This window comes from Pseudomonas sp. LBUM1644, assembly GCF_059716195.1.
The window spans coordinates 40233-58210 of the sequence record NZ_CP166812.1 but is presented as its reverse complement, the minus strand read 5'-3'; the positions used below and the strand labels follow the sequence as shown (position 1 = coordinate 58210).

General features: G+C 60.0%; 18 protein-coding genes. 9 read left to right on the top strand and 9 right to left on the bottom strand.

Annotated elements, in window-relative coordinates; all coding sequences use genetic code 11:
- Positions 1–50: 50 nt before the first annotated feature.
- On the bottom strand, positions 51–1001 hold the full coding sequence (locus ACA052_RS00245; RefSeq protein ID WP_497647879.1) for a choline sulfate utilization transcriptional regulator: 951 nt from the start codon (positions 999–1001) through the stop codon (positions 51–53).
- A 114-nt stretch (positions 1002–1115) separates the two neighbouring features.
- On the opposite strand from ACA052_RS00245, the gene betC reads away from it, so the two are divergent.
- From betC to ACA052_RS00230, 3 genes are all read left to right on the top strand, one after another.
- Positions 1116–2630: a choline-sulfatase gene (gene betC, locus ACA052_RS00240; protein WP_497647878.1), complete on the top strand. Its 1515-nt coding sequence runs from the start codon at positions 1116–1118 to the stop codon at positions 2628–2630.
- A gap of 16 nt (positions 2631–2646) precedes the next feature.
- Positions 2647–3567, top strand: a complete 921-nt coding sequence (gene choX, locus ACA052_RS00235) for a choline ABC transporter substrate-binding protein (RefSeq protein WP_497647877.1) — start codon at positions 2647–2649, stop codon at positions 3565–3567.
- 140 nt (positions 3568–3707) lie between these two features.
- Positions 3708–5276 (top strand): SulP family inorganic anion transporter, encoded by a 1569-nt coding sequence (locus ACA052_RS00230; protein ID WP_497647876.1) that lies wholly within the window; start codon positions 3708–3710, stop codon positions 5274–5276.
- Positions 5277–5356: 80 nt separating this feature from the next.
- Here the strand turns inward: ACA052_RS00230 and aroE are convergent, their stop codons facing one another.
- Complete coding sequence (gene aroE, locus ACA052_RS00225; RefSeq protein ID WP_497647875.1) at positions 5357–6178, bottom strand: shikimate dehydrogenase; 822 nt, start codon at positions 6176–6178, stop codon at positions 5357–5359.
- Between the two features lie 64 nt (positions 6179–6242).
- Complete coding sequence (gene hemF / locus ACA052_RS00220; RefSeq protein WP_497647874.1) at positions 6243–7157, bottom strand: oxygen-dependent coproporphyrinogen oxidase; 915 nt, start codon at positions 7155–7157, stop codon at positions 6243–6245.
- 172 nt (positions 7158–7329) lie between these two features.
- On the opposite strand from hemF, the gene ACA052_RS00215 reads away from it, so the two are divergent.
- Positions 7330–8307 (top strand): NADPH:quinone reductase, encoded by a 978-nt coding sequence (locus ACA052_RS00215; protein WP_497647873.1) that lies wholly within the window; start codon positions 7330–7332, stop codon positions 8305–8307.
- 140 nt (positions 8308–8447) lie between these two features.
- On the opposite strand, the gene tsaC is transcribed toward ACA052_RS00215, so the two are convergent.
- From tsaC to ACA052_RS00200, 3 genes are all read right to left on the bottom strand, one after another.
- Positions 8448–9005, bottom strand: coding sequence for an L-threonylcarbamoyladenylate synthase type 1 TsaC (tsaC, locus tag ACA052_RS00210; protein WP_497647872.1), 558 nt, complete (start codon positions 9003–9005; stop codon positions 8448–8450).
- Between the two features lie 54 nt (positions 9006–9059).
- A complete protein-coding gene (gene dprA / locus ACA052_RS00205; RefSeq protein WP_497647871.1) occupies positions 9060–10160 on the bottom strand; it encodes a DNA-processing protein DprA in 1101 nt (366 codons plus the stop codon).
- 80 nt (positions 10161–10240) lie between these two features.
- Complete coding sequence (locus ACA052_RS00200) at positions 10241–11266, bottom strand: LysM peptidoglycan-binding domain-containing protein (protein ID WP_497647870.1); 1026 nt, start codon at positions 11264–11266, stop codon at positions 10241–10243.
- Positions 11267–11438: 172 nt separating this feature from the next.
- Between ACA052_RS00200 and def the strand changes: the two genes are divergently transcribed.
- The 5 genes from def to ACA052_RS00175 all read left to right on the top strand — a co-directional run bounded on the left by def (position 11439) and on the right by ACA052_RS00175 (position 16105).
- On the top strand, positions 11439–11945 hold the full coding sequence (def, locus tag ACA052_RS00195; RefSeq protein WP_109627010.1) for a peptide deformylase: 507 nt from the start codon (positions 11439–11441) through the stop codon (positions 11943–11945).
- 57 nt (positions 11946–12002) lie between these two features.
- Positions 12003–12962 carry a methionyl-tRNA formyltransferase gene (gene fmt / locus ACA052_RS00190; protein WP_497647869.1) on the top strand — a complete coding sequence of 320 codons (960 nt, stop codon included), beginning with the start codon at positions 12003–12005 and terminating at the stop codon, positions 12960–12962.
- Positions 12959–14269, top strand: a complete 1311-nt coding sequence (gene rsmB / locus ACA052_RS00185; RefSeq protein WP_497647868.1) for a 16S rRNA (cytosine(967)-C(5))-methyltransferase RsmB — start codon at positions 12959–12961, stop codon at positions 14267–14269. The genes fmt and rsmB overlap by 4 nt, the downstream gene beginning before the upstream one ends.
- 22 nt (positions 14270–14291) lie before the next feature.
- Positions 14292–15665 (top strand): Trk system potassium transporter TrkA, encoded by a 1374-nt coding sequence (trkA, locus tag ACA052_RS00180; RefSeq protein WP_497647867.1) that lies wholly within the window; start codon positions 14292–14294, stop codon positions 15663–15665.
- 125 nt (positions 15666–15790) lie between these two features.
- Positions 15791–16105 (top strand): tetratricopeptide repeat protein, encoded by a 315-nt coding sequence (locus ACA052_RS00175; protein ID WP_497647866.1) that lies wholly within the window; start codon positions 15791–15793, stop codon positions 16103–16105.
- Here the strand turns inward: ACA052_RS00175 and ACA052_RS00170 are convergent, their stop codons facing one another.
- The 3 genes from ACA052_RS00170 to tag all read right to left on the bottom strand — a co-directional run bounded on the left by ACA052_RS00170 (position 16106) and on the right by tag (position 17938).
- Entirely contained in the window at positions 16106–16345 is a 240-nt protein-coding gene (locus tag ACA052_RS00170; protein WP_497647865.1) for a PilZ domain-containing protein, read from the bottom strand.
- A 107-nt stretch (positions 16346–16452) separates the two neighbouring features.
- Positions 16453–17340, bottom strand: a complete 888-nt coding sequence (locus tag ACA052_RS00165) for a lysophospholipid acyltransferase (RefSeq protein WP_497647864.1) — start codon at positions 17338–17340, stop codon at positions 16453–16455.
- Between the two features lie 40 nt (positions 17341–17380).
- Positions 17381–17938 (bottom strand): DNA-3-methyladenine glycosylase I, encoded by a 558-nt coding sequence (tag, locus tag ACA052_RS00160; protein ID WP_497647863.1) that lies wholly within the window; start codon positions 17936–17938, stop codon positions 17381–17383.
- Between the last annotated feature and the right edge of the window lie 40 nt (positions 17939–17978).

Sequence of the window (17978 nt, the reverse complement as noted above, 5' to 3'; positions counted from 1 at the left end):
CCTACAGGGAACGCATGTAGGAGCTGCCGCAGGCTGCGGTCTTTAGACTTTCACACCGCAATCGAAGGCAACGGCAAGCCATTCAACGATTGCGCGCTATTGGCCTGCTCCTCCATCAACCAATCCACAAACTGCTGAATCAATACTCCACGCCGTTTGCGCTGGGGCAAAACGACGTAATACCCGAGCCTGGACATGACCGTGTCCGCAATCGGCCGACACAACAACCCCTGCGCCAGCAAGTTATCCACAAGGTGCCGCCAACCGATCGCCACGCCCTGGCCGCCAATCGCCGCTTGAATCAACAACGTGTAATTGTCGAAGCGCAACTGCCCGGGCACCGGCGCAGAAGTTATCCCCAACTCGCGAAACACGCCGCTCCAGTCAAACCAGTTGCTACTGTTTTCACCCCGCAGGTGCAGCAACGGAAATTCCAGCAGGGCCTGGGCCGGCAAGGGCAGTGAACGGTCTTTCAACAACTGCGGACTGCACACCGGAAACACTTCTTCGCTGAACAGCCAACGGCTTTCACCTTGTTTAAAACGCCCATCACCGAACAGCACTGCCACGTCGATATCGGTGCGCAGCATATTGAGGCTGCGTTCACTGGTAACCAGGCTGACGTCCACTTGAGGGTTGGCCGCATGAAACCGGTGCAAACGCGGCATCAACCAATAGGCGGCAAAGGCAAAATCAGTCGCAACCTGCAGCACTTCATGTTGGTTCTGTGCGCTGATCGCGCTCAATCCTGCGTCGATATTCTGCAAACCGAGCTGAACCTGTTCAAACAGAATGGTCCCCGCCTCGGTCAACTCAATCCCACGGTAGATGCGGTCAAACAGACGGGTAGCGAGCTGCTCCTCCAACCGCTTGATCTGCTGACTGACTGCCGGTTGCGTGGTGCCGAGCTCCACTGCAGCGGCGGTGAAACTGCGCTGGCGGGCGGCCGCTTCGAACGCTCGAAGCAAGTCGAGCGACAAATCACCAAGGGCGTCGTACATAAGCTGGGCTTATCCTAGTCATTGCCTGAAGCGGGCTTTACCAGAGAGCGCATGGAATCCATGCTCGATCGCAGCACTCTCGCATAAATATTCACTATGGAATGCCGCGATCACATGAAGCGCAAGAATATTCTTTTCATCATGGCCGATCAGATGGCCGCGCCAATGTTGCCGTTCTACGGCCCTTCGCCCATCAAATTACCCAATCTCAGTCGCCTCGCCGCCCAAGGCGTGGTGTTTGACGCCGCTTATTGCAACAGCCCACTCTGCGCGCCGTCGCGTTTTACCCTGGTCAGCGGTCAGTTGCCGAGCAAAATTGGCGCCTACGACAACGCGGCCGATTTCCCCGCCGACGTACCGACGTATGCCCACTACCTGCGGCGCCTCGGTTACCGCACTGCCCTGTCGGGCAAAATGCACTTCTGCGGTCCGGATCAGCTGCACGGCTATGAAGAACGGCTGACCAGCGACATTTACCCGGCCGACTACGGCTGGGCCGTGAACTGGGATGAACCGGACGTGCGTCCGACCTGGTATCACAACATGTCGTCGGTGCTGCAAGCCGGGCCGTGCGTGCGCACCAACCAGCTGGATTTCGACGAAGAGGTGGTATTCAAGGCTCAGCAATACTTGTTCGATCACATCCGTGAGGACGGCGACCAGCCATTCTGCCTCACCGTATCGATGACTCACCCACACGACCCGTACACCATTCCCAAGGCATTTTGGGACATGTACGACGACGCCGACATCCCGTTACCCGAGACACCGGCGCAGACCACACTTGATCCGCATTCCCAGCGGTTGTTGAAGGTTTACGACCTGTGGGACAAGCCCTTGCCTGTGGATAAAATTCGTGACGCGCGCCGTGCGTACTTCGGCGCTTGCAGCTACATCGACAGTAACGTCGGCAAACTCCTGCAAACGCTCGAGGAAACCGGGCTAATCAATGACACCATCATCGTGTTCTCCGGCGACCACGGCGACATGCTCGGCGAGCGTGGCCTCTGGTACAAAATGCACTGGTTCGAAATGGCCGCGCGAGTCCCCCTGTTGATAAGTGCGCCCGGGCAATTCGGGGCTGGCCGCGTGAGTGCCGCGGTTTCCACCGCCGACCTGCTGCCAACCTTTGTGGAACTGGCTGGCGGCTCACTGGAGCCAGGCCTGCCGCTGGACGGACGTTCACTGGTCTCGCACCTGCAAGGGCAGGGCGGCCACGACGAAGTCTTCGGCGAATACATGGCCGAAGGCACCATCAGCCCGCTGATGATGATTCGCCGGGGCGCCTACAAATTCATCTACAGCGAAGACGACCCTTGCCTACTCTTCGACGTACACAACGACCCGCTTGAGCAGGAAGAACTCAGCCAGTCGCCGCCACATCGGGCGCTGTACGAGGAGTTCCTGGACGAAGCACGGGCCAAATGGAACATCCCGGAGATTCATCAACAGGTGCTCGCGAGCCAGCGTCGCCGGCGCTTCGTCGCCGATGCACTGACCATCGGCAAGCTGAAGAGCTGGGATCACCAGCCGCTGGTGGACGCCAGTCAGCAGTACATGCGCAACCACATCGACCTCGACGATCTGGAGCGTAAAGCACGTTATCCACAACCCTGCCAAAACCAATAATGTTAAGGGGAAGTCCATGCAAAAGTTATCCACAGTACTGACGGTCGGGCTGCTGGCCCTGGGCAGTGCGGCGGCGTATGCCGATCAAAGCTGCGAGACGGTGAAAATGGCCGACCCTGGCTGGAGTGACATCGCCGCGACCAACGCCATCACCGGTTTTCTGCTGGACGGCATGGGCTACAATGCCAAAGTCGATACCCTCGCGGTGCCGATTACCTTTGGCGGGTTGAAGGATGGCCAGGTCGATGTGTTCCTGGGTAACTGGATGCCGGCGCAGCAGGGCTTCTACGACAAGTTCGTGGCCACCGGCGACGTCACGCAACTGGCGAAGAACCTCGACGGCACCGAATTCACCCTCGCTGTTCCGGACTACGTGTGGGACGCGGGTGTGCATAACTTTGCCGACCTGAATAAATTCGCCGACAAATTCGACAAGAAAATCTACGGCATCGGCTCCGGTGCGCCGGCGAACATCTCGCTGCAGGAGATCATCAAGAAGAATGATTTCGACATGGGTCAGTGGAAACTGGTCGAGTCCAGCGAGCAGGCGATGCTGGCGGAAGTGTCCCGCGCCGTGAAGAAACAGAAGTTCGTGACCTTCCTCGGCTGGACGCCACACCCGATGAACGTGCAGCTGAAAATGCATTACCTGAAGGGCGGCGAAAAGTACTTCGGTGACACCGGAAGCGTGCACACCCTGACCCGCAAGGGTTACGCCGAAGCCTGCCCGAACGTGGGCAAACTGCTGACCAACCTGAGTTTCACCCAAGACATGGAGAACAGCATCATGGCCGAGGTGGTGAACAAGAAAGTCAGCAACGCGGACGCGGCCAAGGCGTGGATCAAGGCTAATCCGGCGGTGCTGGATAAATGGCTGGATGGCGTGAAGACGGCGGATGGGAAGGATGCGTTGCCGGCAGTAAAAGCCAAACTCTGAGCCAGTGTGGGAGCGGGCTTGCTCGCGAATGCGGTGGGTCAGTCGACATTGAAGTTGCCTGACCCACCGCATTCGCGAGCAAGCCCGCTCCCACAAGTGTCATCCTGATACCCTTTGCAAAACCCCACCCGAGAGGACCCATGGCCTTCCCCAGCCGCCATTCACTCTTTCCCTTCCTCAGCTGGTTGCCCCGGCAGACCCGCGCCAGCATCGGGCGAGACTTGATTGTCGGTCTCAGCGGCGCCATTCTCGCGTTGCCGCAATCCATTGCCTACGCCCTGATCGCTGGTCTCCCACCGGAATACGGCTTGTACGCCGCCATTATTCCGGTGCTGATCGCTTGCCTCTGGGGTTCGTCGTGGCACCTGATATGCGGTCCTACGGCCGCGATCTCTATTGTCCTGTTTGCCAGCGTCAGTCCTCTGGCCGTTCCCGCGTCACAGGACTACATCACGCTGATCCTGCTTCTGACGCTCCTCGCCGGCATTTTCCAATGGCTACTGGGGATGCTGCGTTTCGGTGCCTTGGTCAATTTCGTCTCGCATTCGGTGGTGTTGGGTTTCACCCTCGGCGCGGCGGTGGTGATTGCCATCGGACAAATGCCGAACCTGCTGGGGCTGGACTTGCCCAGCCAGGCCACGGCATTGAACAGCCTGATCAAACTCTTCAGTCACCTTCATGAGGTGGATAAACCTTCACTGGTCCTCGGCCTGGTGACGGTCGTCGTGGGCATTGTGTTGAAACTGCTGTTGCGGCGTTGGCCAACGCTATTGATCACCCTGGTGCTGAGCGGATTGCTGGTGTGGTTGTGGCCGTCGATGTTTGGCCATGTGAAGTTGGTCAGCGCCTTTGTCGGGCAACTGCCACCCTTTAGTCCGCTGCCCCTGGACCTGGAGCTGATCCTGCGTCTGCTGCCCAGCGCTGTGGCCGTGGGGATGCTTGGCCTGGTGACCAGCCTGTCGATTGCTCGCTCGTTGTCAGCCCGTTCGCAACAGTTGCTCGATGCGAATCAGGAAGTCCGCGCCCAGGGTTTATCGAACATCGTCGGTGCGTTTTTTTCCGGTTCGCTGTCAGCCGGCTCTTTCACCCGCTCGGGCCTGAGCTACGAAGCGGGCGCCTGCTCGCCAATGGCCGGGGTGTTTTCAGCGCTGTGGGTCGCCCTGTTTGCGATTTTCGGGGCGACGTTGATCGCGCATATTCCGATTCCGGCCATGGCGGGCAGCATCCTGTTGATCGCCTGGGGATTGGTCGACCATCGCGGCATTCGTGCCTTGTTACGGGTCAGCCGCGCCGAGTTCGTGGTGATGGCGCTGACCTGCGTCGCCACACTGTTGCTGGAACTGCAGACGGCAATCTATGCCGGCGTACTCGCGTCGTTGTTCTTTTACCTCAAGCGCACATCACAACCGCGGGTTCAGCATTGGCGCGAAGGCAATGAAGACATTCTGCGAGTGGGGGGTTCGATCTTTTTCGGCGCCAGCCATTACCTGCAAGTGCGCCTGCAACGGATGCACGGTGCGCGAGTGGTGATCGAAGCGCAGCAGATCAACTTCATCGACTATTCAGGTGTGGAAATGCTGCACCAGGAAGCACGACGGCTGCTTAAGCAGGATCGCAGCCTGACGCTGCGCGGGGCAAGGCCGCCGGTGGTGGAGGAGTTGCGCAAGCTGGAAGGCGCGGAGAAATGCCCGATCCGCTTCGAAGATTGAAAAGATCGCAGCCTTCGGCAGCTCCTAAAGGCGTACACAAAAACCATGTAGGAGCTGCCGCAGGCTGCGATCTTTTGATCTCAAAGACCTAACTGCCGACGCAATTCAGCCAACACCGGCGCCGTATCCGGTCGTACACCACGCCACAGATAGAAGGCCTCCGCAGCCTGCTCAGCCAACATCCCCAACCCATCCATCGCCACCGCAGCGCCCTGTTCACTGGCCCAGCGACAGAACGAAGTCGGCTCCTTGCCATACATCATGTCGTAGCACACAGTCTTGCCCGGTTCGATCAGGCTGCTGGCAATCGGTGGGACGTCGCCTGACAAACTCGCCGACGTTGCGTTGATGATCAGGTCGACCGATTCCTGCAGCCAGTCGAAGCCGCTGGCCGACACCGGCCCCAGGTCCGAGAACAGCTCCGCCAGTAACTCGGCTTTCTCCACCGTGCGGTTGGCAATGATCACCGAAGCCGGTTGCTCGGCCAGCAGTGGCTCCAACGCGCCACGCACCGCGCCGCCAGCCCCCAGCAGCAAGATACGTTTACCTTTGAGGCTGAAACCGGCGTTGACCGTCAGGTCCCGCACGAGTCCGGCGCCATCGGTGTTGTCGCCCAGCAAGGTGCCATCGGCGAGTTTGCTCAAGGTGTTGACCGCACCCGCCCGCTGCGCCCGTTCCGTCAGGCTGTCGGCCAGGCGATAGGCCTCCTCCTTGAACGGCACCGTGACATTCGCCCCACGACCTTCAAGGAAGAAGGCTCGCGCGAAGTCGGAAAAGTCATCGAGCGGTGCCAAGGAAGTGCTGTAGTCCAACTGCTGAGCCGTCTGCTCGGCGAACAAACGATGAATCAACGGCGACTTGCTGTGACCAATCGGGTTACCAAAAACGACATAACGGTCCATCAACACACCTCACCTGTAGGAGCTGCCGCAGGCTGCGATCTTGGCGGCCCCAAAAAAACAGAACTCAACCCTTGGCCAACCAATCTCGGTCTTGCAGGAAATACTCGGTCAGCCGCGCTTCTTCGCTGCCCGGCTCGGCTTTCCAGTCGTAGCTCCAGCGAACTTGTGGCGGCAGCGACATGAGGATCGACTCGGTACGCCCACCCGATTGCAGGCCGAACAATGTGCCACGGTCGTAAACCAGGTTGAATTCGACGTAACGGCCACGACGGAACTCCTGGAATTCGCGCTGTTTGGCCGTGAACGCATCATTTTTGCGGCGTTGCACAATCGGCAGGTAGGCGTCGATGTACGCGTCACCGATGGCGCGCATGAACGCGAAACTGGTGTCAAAGTCCCACTCGTTCAAGTCATCGAAGAACAGCCCGCCGATGCCGCGCGGTTCATGGCGATGCTTGATGTGGAAGTAGCTGTCGCACCATGACTTGTAACGGGAATAGACATCCGGACCAAACGGCGCACAGGCCTGCTCGGCGATGCGGTGCCAGTGCATGCAGTCTTCTTCGTTGCCGTAATAGGGGGTCAAGTCAAAGCCGCCGCCGAACCACCAGACCGCTTCTTCACCTTCTTTTTCAGCGATGAAAAAGCGCACGTTGGCGTGGGAAGTCGGCACATGCGGGTTGTGCGGATGAATGACCAGCGACACGCCGAGGGCTTCGAAGCCACGGCCCGCCAGTTCCGGACGGTGCGCGCTGGCGGACGGTGGCAGACCGCTGCCAAAGACGTGGGAAAAGTTGACGCCGCCTTTTTCGATGACTGCGCCGTTCTCGATCACGCGTGTGCGACCGCCACCGCCGGCAGGCCGTGCCCAGGCGTCTTCGACGAAGTGTGTGCCTCCGTCCTCGGCTTCCAGGGCAGCGCAAATGCGGTCTTGCAGGTCGAGCAGGTAGGCTTTTACGGCCTCGGTGCGGGTCGTCATGTCATCACCTTGAATCGGGCAAAGCTACGCGGCGCACGAATGGCCGGTGGCAAATTGCTGCGTAGGATAACACTGCGCCTTGTTCCGCCGCAGTTGACGAAGATCAAGCTTGGGAGTTCGATAGGCAGCTTCGCGCTACAACTCCAGTAGCCAAGACCCAAGGAGTAGGCAAATGGCAAAGCGAATCCAGTTCCGCACCCATGGCGGCCCCGAAGTGCTCGAATATGTGGATTACCAACCCGCCGAGCCCGGCCCGCAGCAAGTCCGCGTCGCCAACAGGGCCATTGGCTTGAACTTCATCGACACCTATTACCGCAGTGGTCTGTATCCTCCGCCAGCCTTGCCATCGGGCCTGGGCTCGGAAGGCGCGGGCGTGGTCGAGGCGGTGGGCGATGAAGTCACCCGCTTCAAGGTGGGCGATCGCGTGGCGTATGGCAGCGGCCCGTTGGGCGCCTACAGCGAAGTGCATGTGTTGCCAGAGGCCAATCTGGTGCGCCTGCCCGATGCAATCAGCTTTGAACAGGCCGCCGGTGTGATGCTCAAGGGCCTGACTGTGCAGTACCTGTTGCGTCAGACCTATGAACTCAAGGGCGGCGAAACCATTCTGTTTCACGCCGCTGCCGGCGGCGTCGGCTCGCTGGCCTGCCAATGGGCCAAGGCCTTGGGCGTGAAGTTGATCGGTACGGTCAGCTCGCCGGAGAAAGCCGCACTGGCCAAGGCCAATGGCGCTTGGGCGACCATCGACTACAGCCATGAAAACGTCGCACAACGCGTACTGGAATTGACTGACGGCAAGAAAGTCCCGGTGGTGTACGACGGCGTCGGCAAGGACACGTGGCTGACCTCACTGGAGAGTGTGGCACCTCGGGGCCTGGTGGTGAGCTTTGGCAATGCGTCTGGCGCGGTGGACGGGGTGAACCTGGGGATTTTGTCGGCGAAAGGATCGTTGTACGTGACCCGGCCAACGCTCGCGACCTACGCCAACAACGCGCAAAACCTGCAGCGCATGGCGGATGAGTTGTTTGAGATGATCATCAGCGGGAAGTTGAAAGTGGATATCAGCCACCAGTATCCATTGGCTGAAGCGGCGAAGGCGCAGACCGAGTTGTCGGCGCGGCGGACCACTGGCTCGACTGTTTTGTTGCCTTGATACCAGACTGTGGCGAGGGGGCTTGCCCCCGTTCGGGTGCGAAGCGCCCGCCAATGAGCAATGCGTTCTAATCGACCGAACGCATCATCAGGCTGTGGACTGCTGCGCAGTCCAACGGGGGGCAAGCCCCCTCGCCACAGTCAATCCGGGCGCACAACATGCCCCGTCGCCAGATCACGGATAACACTCGGGTTCTTGCGCCCACCCAAATTCCCACCCAGGACAAAATCAACCTGCCCACGGAAATACTGCTCGATGCGAATGCGCGTCCGCGCCGCCGGCCGGCCCTGCGGGTTGGCGGACGTCGACACCAGTGGCCCGACCGCCGCGCACAAATCCCGCACCATTGGGTGATCGCTGACCCGCAGCGCTACCGTTTCATGCACACCGGTAATCCATTGCGGCAACAGATTCTGGTGCGGCACCAGCCAGGTATTCGGCCCCGGCCAGGTGCTGGCCATGCGGTCCATCCACAGTTCAGGGAAGTCTTCGAAGAGGAAATCGAACTGGCGAATGTTGTCGGCCACCAGGATCAGGCCCTTACCCATCGCCCGCCCCTTGATCATCAACAAACGCGATACCGCTTCTTCGTCCCACGGGTCACAACCCAGGCCCCACACCGCTTCGGTTGGATAGGCAATCACCGCCCCTGCGCGAATGGCTTGCGCGGCTTGTTGCACACGCCAACTGTTGACCATGAAAAACTCTCCGGAATAAGGCTATGCGCAGTTTACCGATCTTCCTTATAAAACCTAGCTCACCCGTGCAAACCAGCGCCCGCTTTCACAGACCGCCCGGCCTTCCATTTCCAGTTCCGTCAGCGCAGCGAGCACTTTGGGCAAGGTCCAACCGCTGGCGACGGATAACGCTTCACTGGTGTGCGGCGCCGCATGCAGCAGCATAAGCAGTGGATGGGTCACCGACGGCGGCTCCATGGACAAGGGTAACTGTTGCCAGCCGCGCAAGGCTTCGAGGATATGGTCGATGGTTTCCACCAGCATCGCGCCGTCACGAATCAACTGATGACACCCCTTCGCGCCGGGATGATGAATCGATCCTGGAATCGCATACACCTCGCGACCTTGCTCCGCCGCCAGCCTCGCCGTGATCAACGAACCACTGGCAACACTAGCCTCCACCACCAGTACACCGAGGGACAAACCGCTGATGATTCGATTGCGTCGCGGGAAGTTACTGGCGGTGGGACCGGCGTCCAGCGGGAACTCCGAAAGCACGGCGCTGCCCGATGCAATCATCGCGTCCGCCAGCCGTCGATTGCGCTGTGGATAAAACTTTTCAAGTCCCGTGCCAAGTACCCCGACCGTTTGCCCGCCAACGTCCAGGGCAGCTTGATGCGCGGCGGCATCAATCCCCAGCGCCAGGCCACTGGTGATGACAAAACCGGCGCTGGCCAGGCTGCGCGAAAATGCGCCAGCAGTGTCCATCCCCGGCCTGGACGCACGCCGACTGCCCACCATCGCCAGTTGCGGTTTTTCCAGAATCCCCGGATCGCCCGCCACAAATAACAGCGGCGGTGAATCACTGATCTCCGCCAGCAGCGCCGGGTAGTCAGGCTGGTCCCACATCAGTAAATGCTGGCCCGGACGCTCTAGCCAGGCCAACGCGTGGCTCGCGCCGTCACGGACTTCACTGGCGCGCCGGGCATCCGAACACGCGAACGGCAGCCCCAATGCACGCCATGCACTGGCCGGTGCGCTGATCGCCTTGGACGCCGAGCCGAAGGCTTCCAGCAATTTCTTGAACCGCGCCGGACCGAGTTCCGGCAGGCGATGCAGACGTAAACGAGCTTCCAGTTCCGCAGGGGAAACCGATGTAGCAGCAGACAGCGACATGGATCATCCTTGATCGTTATGAGCCCCGTTCAAACGGGAATAAGCTGTGGATAACTCTGTTGGTAACTTGTGAAGCCTGCTTACGGATTTCGCACCTTGTCCAGCACCGCCAAGGAGCGCGATGCGTTGAGCACCAATCCGTAACTGAGTTTGTCGTACGTTCGGAAAACCATCAGTAAACCGGCACGCTCATCAGGAATTTTCAGCGGCTGGCCGGTAATCCGGTCGCGCACGGTTTCGCCGGTTTTCATTACCACCAGCACGTTGCCTTCCGCCAGGCCGTCGCGCTGCCCCTTGTTCAGCGTGACGACATCCATTGCGCCAATCTGGGTGACCCCACGCGGCACATCGATGATCAACCCGTTGATCTCGGTCTTGGGCGAACTGGGCATGAATGTCGAGTTGATCGATCGCTCCTCGCCAGTGAACAAACGGTCGCCGAGACGGACTTCCTGAGTCGTGCGCTGCAGTGCCAACGTGGCAACGTCGCCTTCGGTGGCGACAATTTCGCCGCCACCGATGTCGTCGGCATTGATGCCCAGGAATTCTTTGCTCTGTGGATCGGTGTAGACCTTGCCCTGGCGGAAGATGCCGTACACCGGTTGATCCGGATCGAAATGACCTCGGGCGAAAATCCGGTCACCGGTGCCACTGAGCACGCGTTCGGCATCGCCGGCGACGATGTAGGGCGCCTTGTCGAAATCCTCGACCTTGTCGACGATGCGGTTGCTCAACAGAAAACTGTTGATCGATTGCAACGGAATGCTCGGGATGGCATCGGCCACCGGACTGCTGCGGATGCGTGGCGAGAGCTTGATGGTGCCACGGGAAGCGCCGCGATTGAGTGTCAGGTGCGGCTGGCCGTTGACATAGACCAGCGACAGCGTATCCCCGGGATAGATGAGATTGGGGTCCTGAACCTGCGGATTGGCTTGCCAGAGCTCGGGCCACTTCCACGGCTCACGCAGGAATTTCCCGGATATGTCCCAGAGTGTGTCGCCAGCGACAACGGTGTATTGCTGTGGAAAACCTTCCCTGAGTTGCACTTGCCCGTGCGCCAAACCGGCCGAAGCCAGAAGGAGCAAGGCGAGTAGTGATTTCCTCATGCGGTGAATCCCTTTATTATGTGCGTTCGCGTGAAACGCCAGAGCCCTCGTGGCTCGCTCCTGTTTCTTTGCAGAAAAGAAAAGGGAGCTACGCTTCACAACGGTAGCCTGCATCTTCGGACCCGCCAGGCCATCGACCCGACTTTACCTCACACGTGCAGCAAATAAGCTTATGGCCATTTTAGACATCCTCGAATTCCCCGACTCGCGTCTGCGCACTATCGCCAAACCTGTGGCTGTAGTGGACGACGAAGTACGTCAGTTGGTCGATGACATGTTTGAAACAATGTATGAAGCGCCAGGCATCGGCCTCGCCGCGACCCAGGTCAACGTGCACAAACGTATCGTCGTGATGGACCTCTCCGAAGACCGCAGCGAACCACGGGTGTTCATCAATCCCGAGTTTGAATCCCTGACCGACGAGATGGAGCAATACCAGGAAGGCTGCCTCTCGGTGCCGGGCTTCTACGAAAACGTCGATCGCCCACAGAAGGTCAAGGTCAAGGCGCTGGACCGCGACGGCAAACCGTACGAATTGATCGCAGAAGGTCTGCTCGCCGTGTGCATCCAGCATGAATGCGACCACCTGAACGGCAAATTGTTCGTCGACTACCTGTCCAACCTCAAACGCGACCGAATCAAGAAGAAACTGGAAAAGCTCCATCGCCAGAACGCTTGATGCCCTCCTTTCAAAGGCTTGCTGCGGCAAGCCTTTTTCTTTTCAGAGATTGCTCCCATGACTGAGCCACTGCGCATCGTCTTTGCCGGCACCCCGGAATTCGCCGCCGAACACCTCAAGGCCCTGCTCGACAGCCCTTATGAGATCGTCGCGGTCTACACCCAACCGGACCGTCCGGCAGGCCGTGGGCAAAAGCTGATGCCAAGCCCGGTCAAGCAACTCGCGCTGGAAAACAATATCCCGGTGTTGCAGCCGCCGACGCTGCGCAACGAAGGCGCGCAGGCCGAGCTGGCCGCGTTGCAGCCGGATTTGCTGGTGGTGGTTGCCTACGGCTTGATCCTGCCGCAAGTGGTGCTGGATATTCCGCGCCTGGGTTGCATCAACAGCCACGCCTCCTTGCTGCCACGCTGGCGCGGTGCGGCGCCGATCCAGCGCGCCGTCGAAGCGGGCGACAGCGAAAGCGGCGTGACCGTGATGCGCATGGAACTGGGCCTCGACACTGGGCCGATGCTGTTGAAAGTCACCACGCCGATCACGAGTGAAGACACGGGCGGCAGCCTCCACGACCGTCTGGCCGAAATGGGTCCACCGGCAGTGATTCAAGCCATTGCCGGTCTCGCCGCTGGCACCCTGGAAGGCGAAGTGCAGGATGACAACCTCGCCACCTACGCGCACAAATTGAACAAGGATGAAGCGCGCATCGACTGGAGCCGTCCGGCCATTGAGCTGGAACGCCTGGTCCGCGCTTTCAATCCGTGGCCAATCACCCACAGCACGCTGAACGGCGAAGCCCTGAAAGTACTGGCCGCCAGCCTTGCCGAAGGGCAGGGCGCACCGGGTGCAATCCTCAGCGCCAGCAAGGACGGCTTGGTCGTTGCCTGCAGCGAGCAAGCGCTGTGTCTGACCCGTCTGCAATTGCCCGGCGGCAAGGCGCTGAACTTCAGCGACTTGTTCAACAGCCGTCGTGAGAAATTCGCCGTCGGCACCGTCCTCGGTCAAACGGCGGACGCTCAATGAATCCACGTCTGGCCGCCGCCAAGGCACTCGCCGCTGTTCTAAACGGAAAAGCCTCGCTCAACAGTTCTTTGCCGACACAAATGGATAAGGTTGAAGACCGCGATCGCGGTTTCACCCAGGACCTGGCGTTCGGTACCGCTCGCTGGCAGCCGCGATTGTCGGCACTGGCGGCGAAGTTGCTGCAGAAGCCATTCAAGGCAGCGGATGCGGATGTCGAAGCGTTACTGCTGGTCGGTCTCTACCAGTTGCTCTACACGCGGGTTCCGGCCCACGCCGCCATCGGCGAAACCGTCGGTTGTGCCGACAAGCTCAAAAAACCGTGGGCCAAGGCCTTGCTCAATGCCGTGCTGCGCCGCGCCCAGCGTGAAAGCGAAGCGCTGCTGGCCGAACTTGAACATGACCCGGTGGTGCGCACCGCGCATCCCCGCTGGCTGCAAAAATCCCTGAAGGCGTTCTGGCCTGAGCAGTGGGAAGCCATTTGCGCGGCGAACAACGCGCATCCGCCCATGATTCTGCGGGTCAACCGGCGTCATCACACTCGCGACGCCTACTTGGGTCTGCTGACCGACGCGGGTATCGCCGCTACGCCGTGTGTCTACAGCCAGGACGGCATCATCCTCGACGCCGCCGCCGACGTTCGTAGCCTGCCAGGTTTTGCCGAAGGCTGGATCAGTGTGCAGGATGAAGCGGCGCAACTGGCCGCCGATCTGCTTGATCTGGCGCCGGGCCAGCGGGTGCTGGACGCCTGCTGTGCGCCCGGCGGCAAGACCTGCCACATTCTCGAAGCCGAGCCTGCATTGGCCGGCGTGGTGGCGGTGGACCTCGAAGCCAAGCGACTGGTGCGGGTGCGGGAAAATCTGGCGCGCCTGGGCCTGAGCGCCGAACTGATCGCCGCCGACGGCCGCGACACGGCGACCTGGTGGGACGGCAAGCCGTTCCAGCGCATCCTGCTCGACGCGCCGTGCTCGGCCACCGGCGTGATCCGGCGCCACCCGGACATCAAGTTGACTCGCCAACCCGACGACATCGCGGCGCTGGCGGTCCTGCAAGGTGAACTGCTCGACGCTATGTGGATAACGTTGGACGTGGGCGGCATTCTGCTTTACGCCACCTGCTCGACATTGCCGACCGAGAACACCGAAGTCATCGAAGCCTTTCTCGCTCGTACGCCGGGTGCTCGCGAACTGGACCTCGCCACTTCAGCCGGGATCAAGCAGCCCCATGGTCGCCAGTTACTGGCACAGGAAGGCGGCCACGACGGGTTCTACTACGCCAAGCTGATCAAGATCGCCGCCGCGCGCGGTTAAACGGATTCAATGGAGTGACTGGATGAAAATCATCATCCTCGGTGCGGGGCAGGTCGGCGGTTCGCTGGCGGGGCATTTGGCCAGCGAGGCCAACGACATCACCGTGGTAGACACCGACGGCGAACGTCTGCGCGACCTCGGCGATCGGCTGGATATCCGCACCGTGCAGGGTCGCGGTTCGCTGCCAACGGTGCTGCGTCAGGCCGGCGCAGACGATGCCGACATGCTGGTGGCCGTGACCAGCAGCGACGAAACCAATATGGTTGCCTGCCAGGTCGCCCACACCTTGTTCCACACGCCGACCAAGATCGCCCGGGTCCGCGAAGCCGCCTACCTCACACGCTCCGAACTGTTCGATAACGAAGCGATTCCGGTCGATGTGCTGATTAGCCCCGAGCAAGTGGTCACCAACTACATCAAGCGCCTGATCCAGCATCCGGGTGCGTTGCAGGTGATCGATTTCGCCGAAGGCAAAGCGCAATTGGTGGCCGTGAAGGCTTACTACGGCGGACCGCTGGTGGGTCAGCAGTTGCGTCAGTTGCGTGAGCACATGCCGAATGTCGAAACCCGCGTCGCCGCGATTTTCCGTCGTGACCGGCCGATCCTGCCTCAGGGCGATACGGTGATCGAGGCGGACGACGAAGTCTTTTTCATCGCCGCCAAAGCGAATATTCGTGCGGTGATGAGCGAAATGCGCCGCCTGGATGAAACCTACAAACGCATCGTAATCGCCGGTGGCGGGCAGATCGGTGAGCGCCTGGCCGAGGCCATCGAAAGTCGCTATCAGGTCAAGATCATCGAGATGAACCCGGCGCGCTGCCGCCATCTCTCAGACACGCTGGACAGCACGGTGGTGTTGCAGGGCAGCGCCTCGGACCGCGATCTGCTGCTGGAAGAGAACATCGCCGATGCGGACCTGTTCCTGGCCCTGACCAATGATGACGAGGCCAACATCATGTCTTCGTTGCTGGCCAAGCGCCTGGGCGCGAAGAAGGTGATGACGATCATCAACAACCCGGCCTACGTTGATTTGATTCAGGGCGGCGACATCGATATCGCCATCAGCCCGCAACTGGCGACCATTGGCACCTTGCTCGCCCACGTACGGCGTGGCGATATCGTCAGCGTGCACTCATTGCGCCGGGGCGCGGCGGAAGCCATCGAGGCGATTGCCCATGGCGATGCCAGGTCGAGCAAGGTGATCGGCAAAGCCATTGAGAACATCGGCCTGCCGCCGGGTACGACGATTGGCGCAATCATTCGTGATGAAGAAGTGATCATCGCCCATGACGATACGGTGATCGAAGCGGGGGACCATGTGATTTTGTTCCTTGTGGATAAAAAGCATATTCGCGATGTGGAGAAGCTGTTCCATGTGGGGTTGAGCTTCTTCTAATTCAGATGCTTGGTGTTTCATAAAACGCCAAGATCGCAGCCTTCGGCAGCTCCTACACCGATCCCTGTAGGAGCTGCCGAAGGCTGCGATCTTTTGATCTTCGCTACATTAAAGGAAATCCACCCATGCTCGAATCCCTGGAAAAAATGCTCGCCAAGGGTGTGGATAACTCATTGCTGCGCTTCGGCCTGGGCAAGGGTTATCTGGATCTTGGAGAGAACGCCAAGGCGGCGGAGCACTTCCAGCGTTGCGTCGCATTCGATCCGAAGTATTCCGCGGCCTGGAAGTTGTTGGGCAAGGCGCATCTGGCGCTGGCGGATTACCCGGCCGCGCGCCAAGCGTGGGAACAGGGTCTGGAAGCCGCCCGAGCCCACGGCGACAAGCAGGCAGAAAAAGAAATGATGGTGTTTCTGAAGAAGCTTGAGCGTCAGGCGCCTTGATCAGAGATACCGCAGGCCAATACCGTCGGCGTCGACCAATACCACTTCCATGCGAACCCGCGGCGCGCCTGTGGGTAAATCCTGCACCTGACCATACACAACCGCGCCTTTTGGCAACGCCGACAAGCCTGGGTGCTTGACGTAGACGCCTGTGGTCGAAAGGTTTCGAGTCTGGCCGAGGCATTCGCCGAAGCTTTCGTGGGTGATCTTGATGCGGAATGATTTGCGGTGGTCGGACATCTTTTTGCGCCCTTGATTGAACCGTTGTGGATAAGCCGAAGAGCACGATCAAAAGATCGCAGCCTGCGGCAGCTCCTACAGGTTATCCACAGAGTGTGCCAATTACGTCAGTACCAGCGTTCTTCACCCGGTGGGCGCTTCTTGAAGCGTTTCATGCTCCACATGTACTGGCTTGGATACGCCCGCACATAGCGCTCGACCACCTGGCTCATGGCCGCGCAGGACGTCTTGGTATCGGTGCTGTACATGGCCTCCGGCGCGGCTTCGAGGATCACTTTGTAGCCGGAGCCGTCCGGCAACCGCAGCGCATGCAGGAACACGCCGACCGCTTTACCGCCCGCGAGCATGTTCGGCACGAATTTGCTGGTCAAGGCCTGAGTGGCGAAGAATGGCACGAAGATCCCGGCGGACTCGGACGGTTCCGGGTCAGCGGGAATGCCCACTGCACCACCTTTGCGCACTTCCTTGATGACACTGAGGATGCCTTCCTTGGTGGAAGCCGCCACACGGTTGCCCAATTGCACCCGCTGCTTGCGCAGCAAATCATCTACAGCCTTCAATTTCGGCGGACGATAGAAAATGATCGGTTTGCACTGGCTGCAATAGAAGTGATTCAACACTTCCCAGTTGCCGAGATGGCTGGTGATGCCCACGACACCCTTGCCGGAGGCGAGGGCGTCTTTCAATACGTCCAGGCCTTCGACTTCACGCACCAGATCGATTGAACGCTGAGCCGGCCAGATCCAGGCGCAGGCGCTTTCGGTCAGGGATTTGCCAATGTCTTTCAGGCTCTGGCCCACCAGACGCTCGCGCTCGGCCGGGTCCATCTCGGGAAAGCACTTGGCGAGGTTGATCCGCACCACATCACGGGAACGGTTGGGGAATTTCCACATCATCCAGCCAATGGCCGAGCCTACCGCCTGTACTGCCCGCCACGGGAGCAGGGCAAACAGCCGCAGAGCGCCTACCAGCAAGGCGCCTTTAAACTTATCCACAGGTCACTCCTGATCTTGTGCTGTGCGCGAGGCGGCTATTCTAACCGCCGTTCGCCAGCGTCGCGTAGCGATCGCAATCCCGGGTGTGGTCCATGACCATCCCCGATGCCTGCATCAGCGCGTAACAAATGGTCGGACCGACGAACGTGAATCCGGCCTTTTTCAAGCCTTTGCTCATCTCGACAGCGACCGGCGTGACCGCCGGCACTTCGGTGCGATCCTTGAAATGATTGATCACCGGCTTGCCGCCGACGAACGACCAAAGAAATTCCACCGGGTCTTCGAGCGCCAGCCAGGCCTGGGCATTGCGCCGGGCGGCGTTGAGTTTGAGGCGGTTGCGAATGATCCCCGGATCGAGCATCAATTCATCGATTTCCGCGTCGCTCATCTGCGCCACACGCTGGACGTCGAAGCCGAACATCACCTCGCGATAACGCTCACGTTTGCGCAGCACGGTGATCCATGAGAGGCCGGCCTGGAACCCTTCGAGCAAAAGCAACTCGAACAATCCCTGCGCATCGCGTAGCGGCGTGCCCCACTCCTGGTCGTGATAAGCCATGTACAGCGGATCTTCGGAACACCAAAAGCAGCGTGGCATAAGGCTCCAGGGGGCGTGCGCAGCAATGAATCGGGTATAC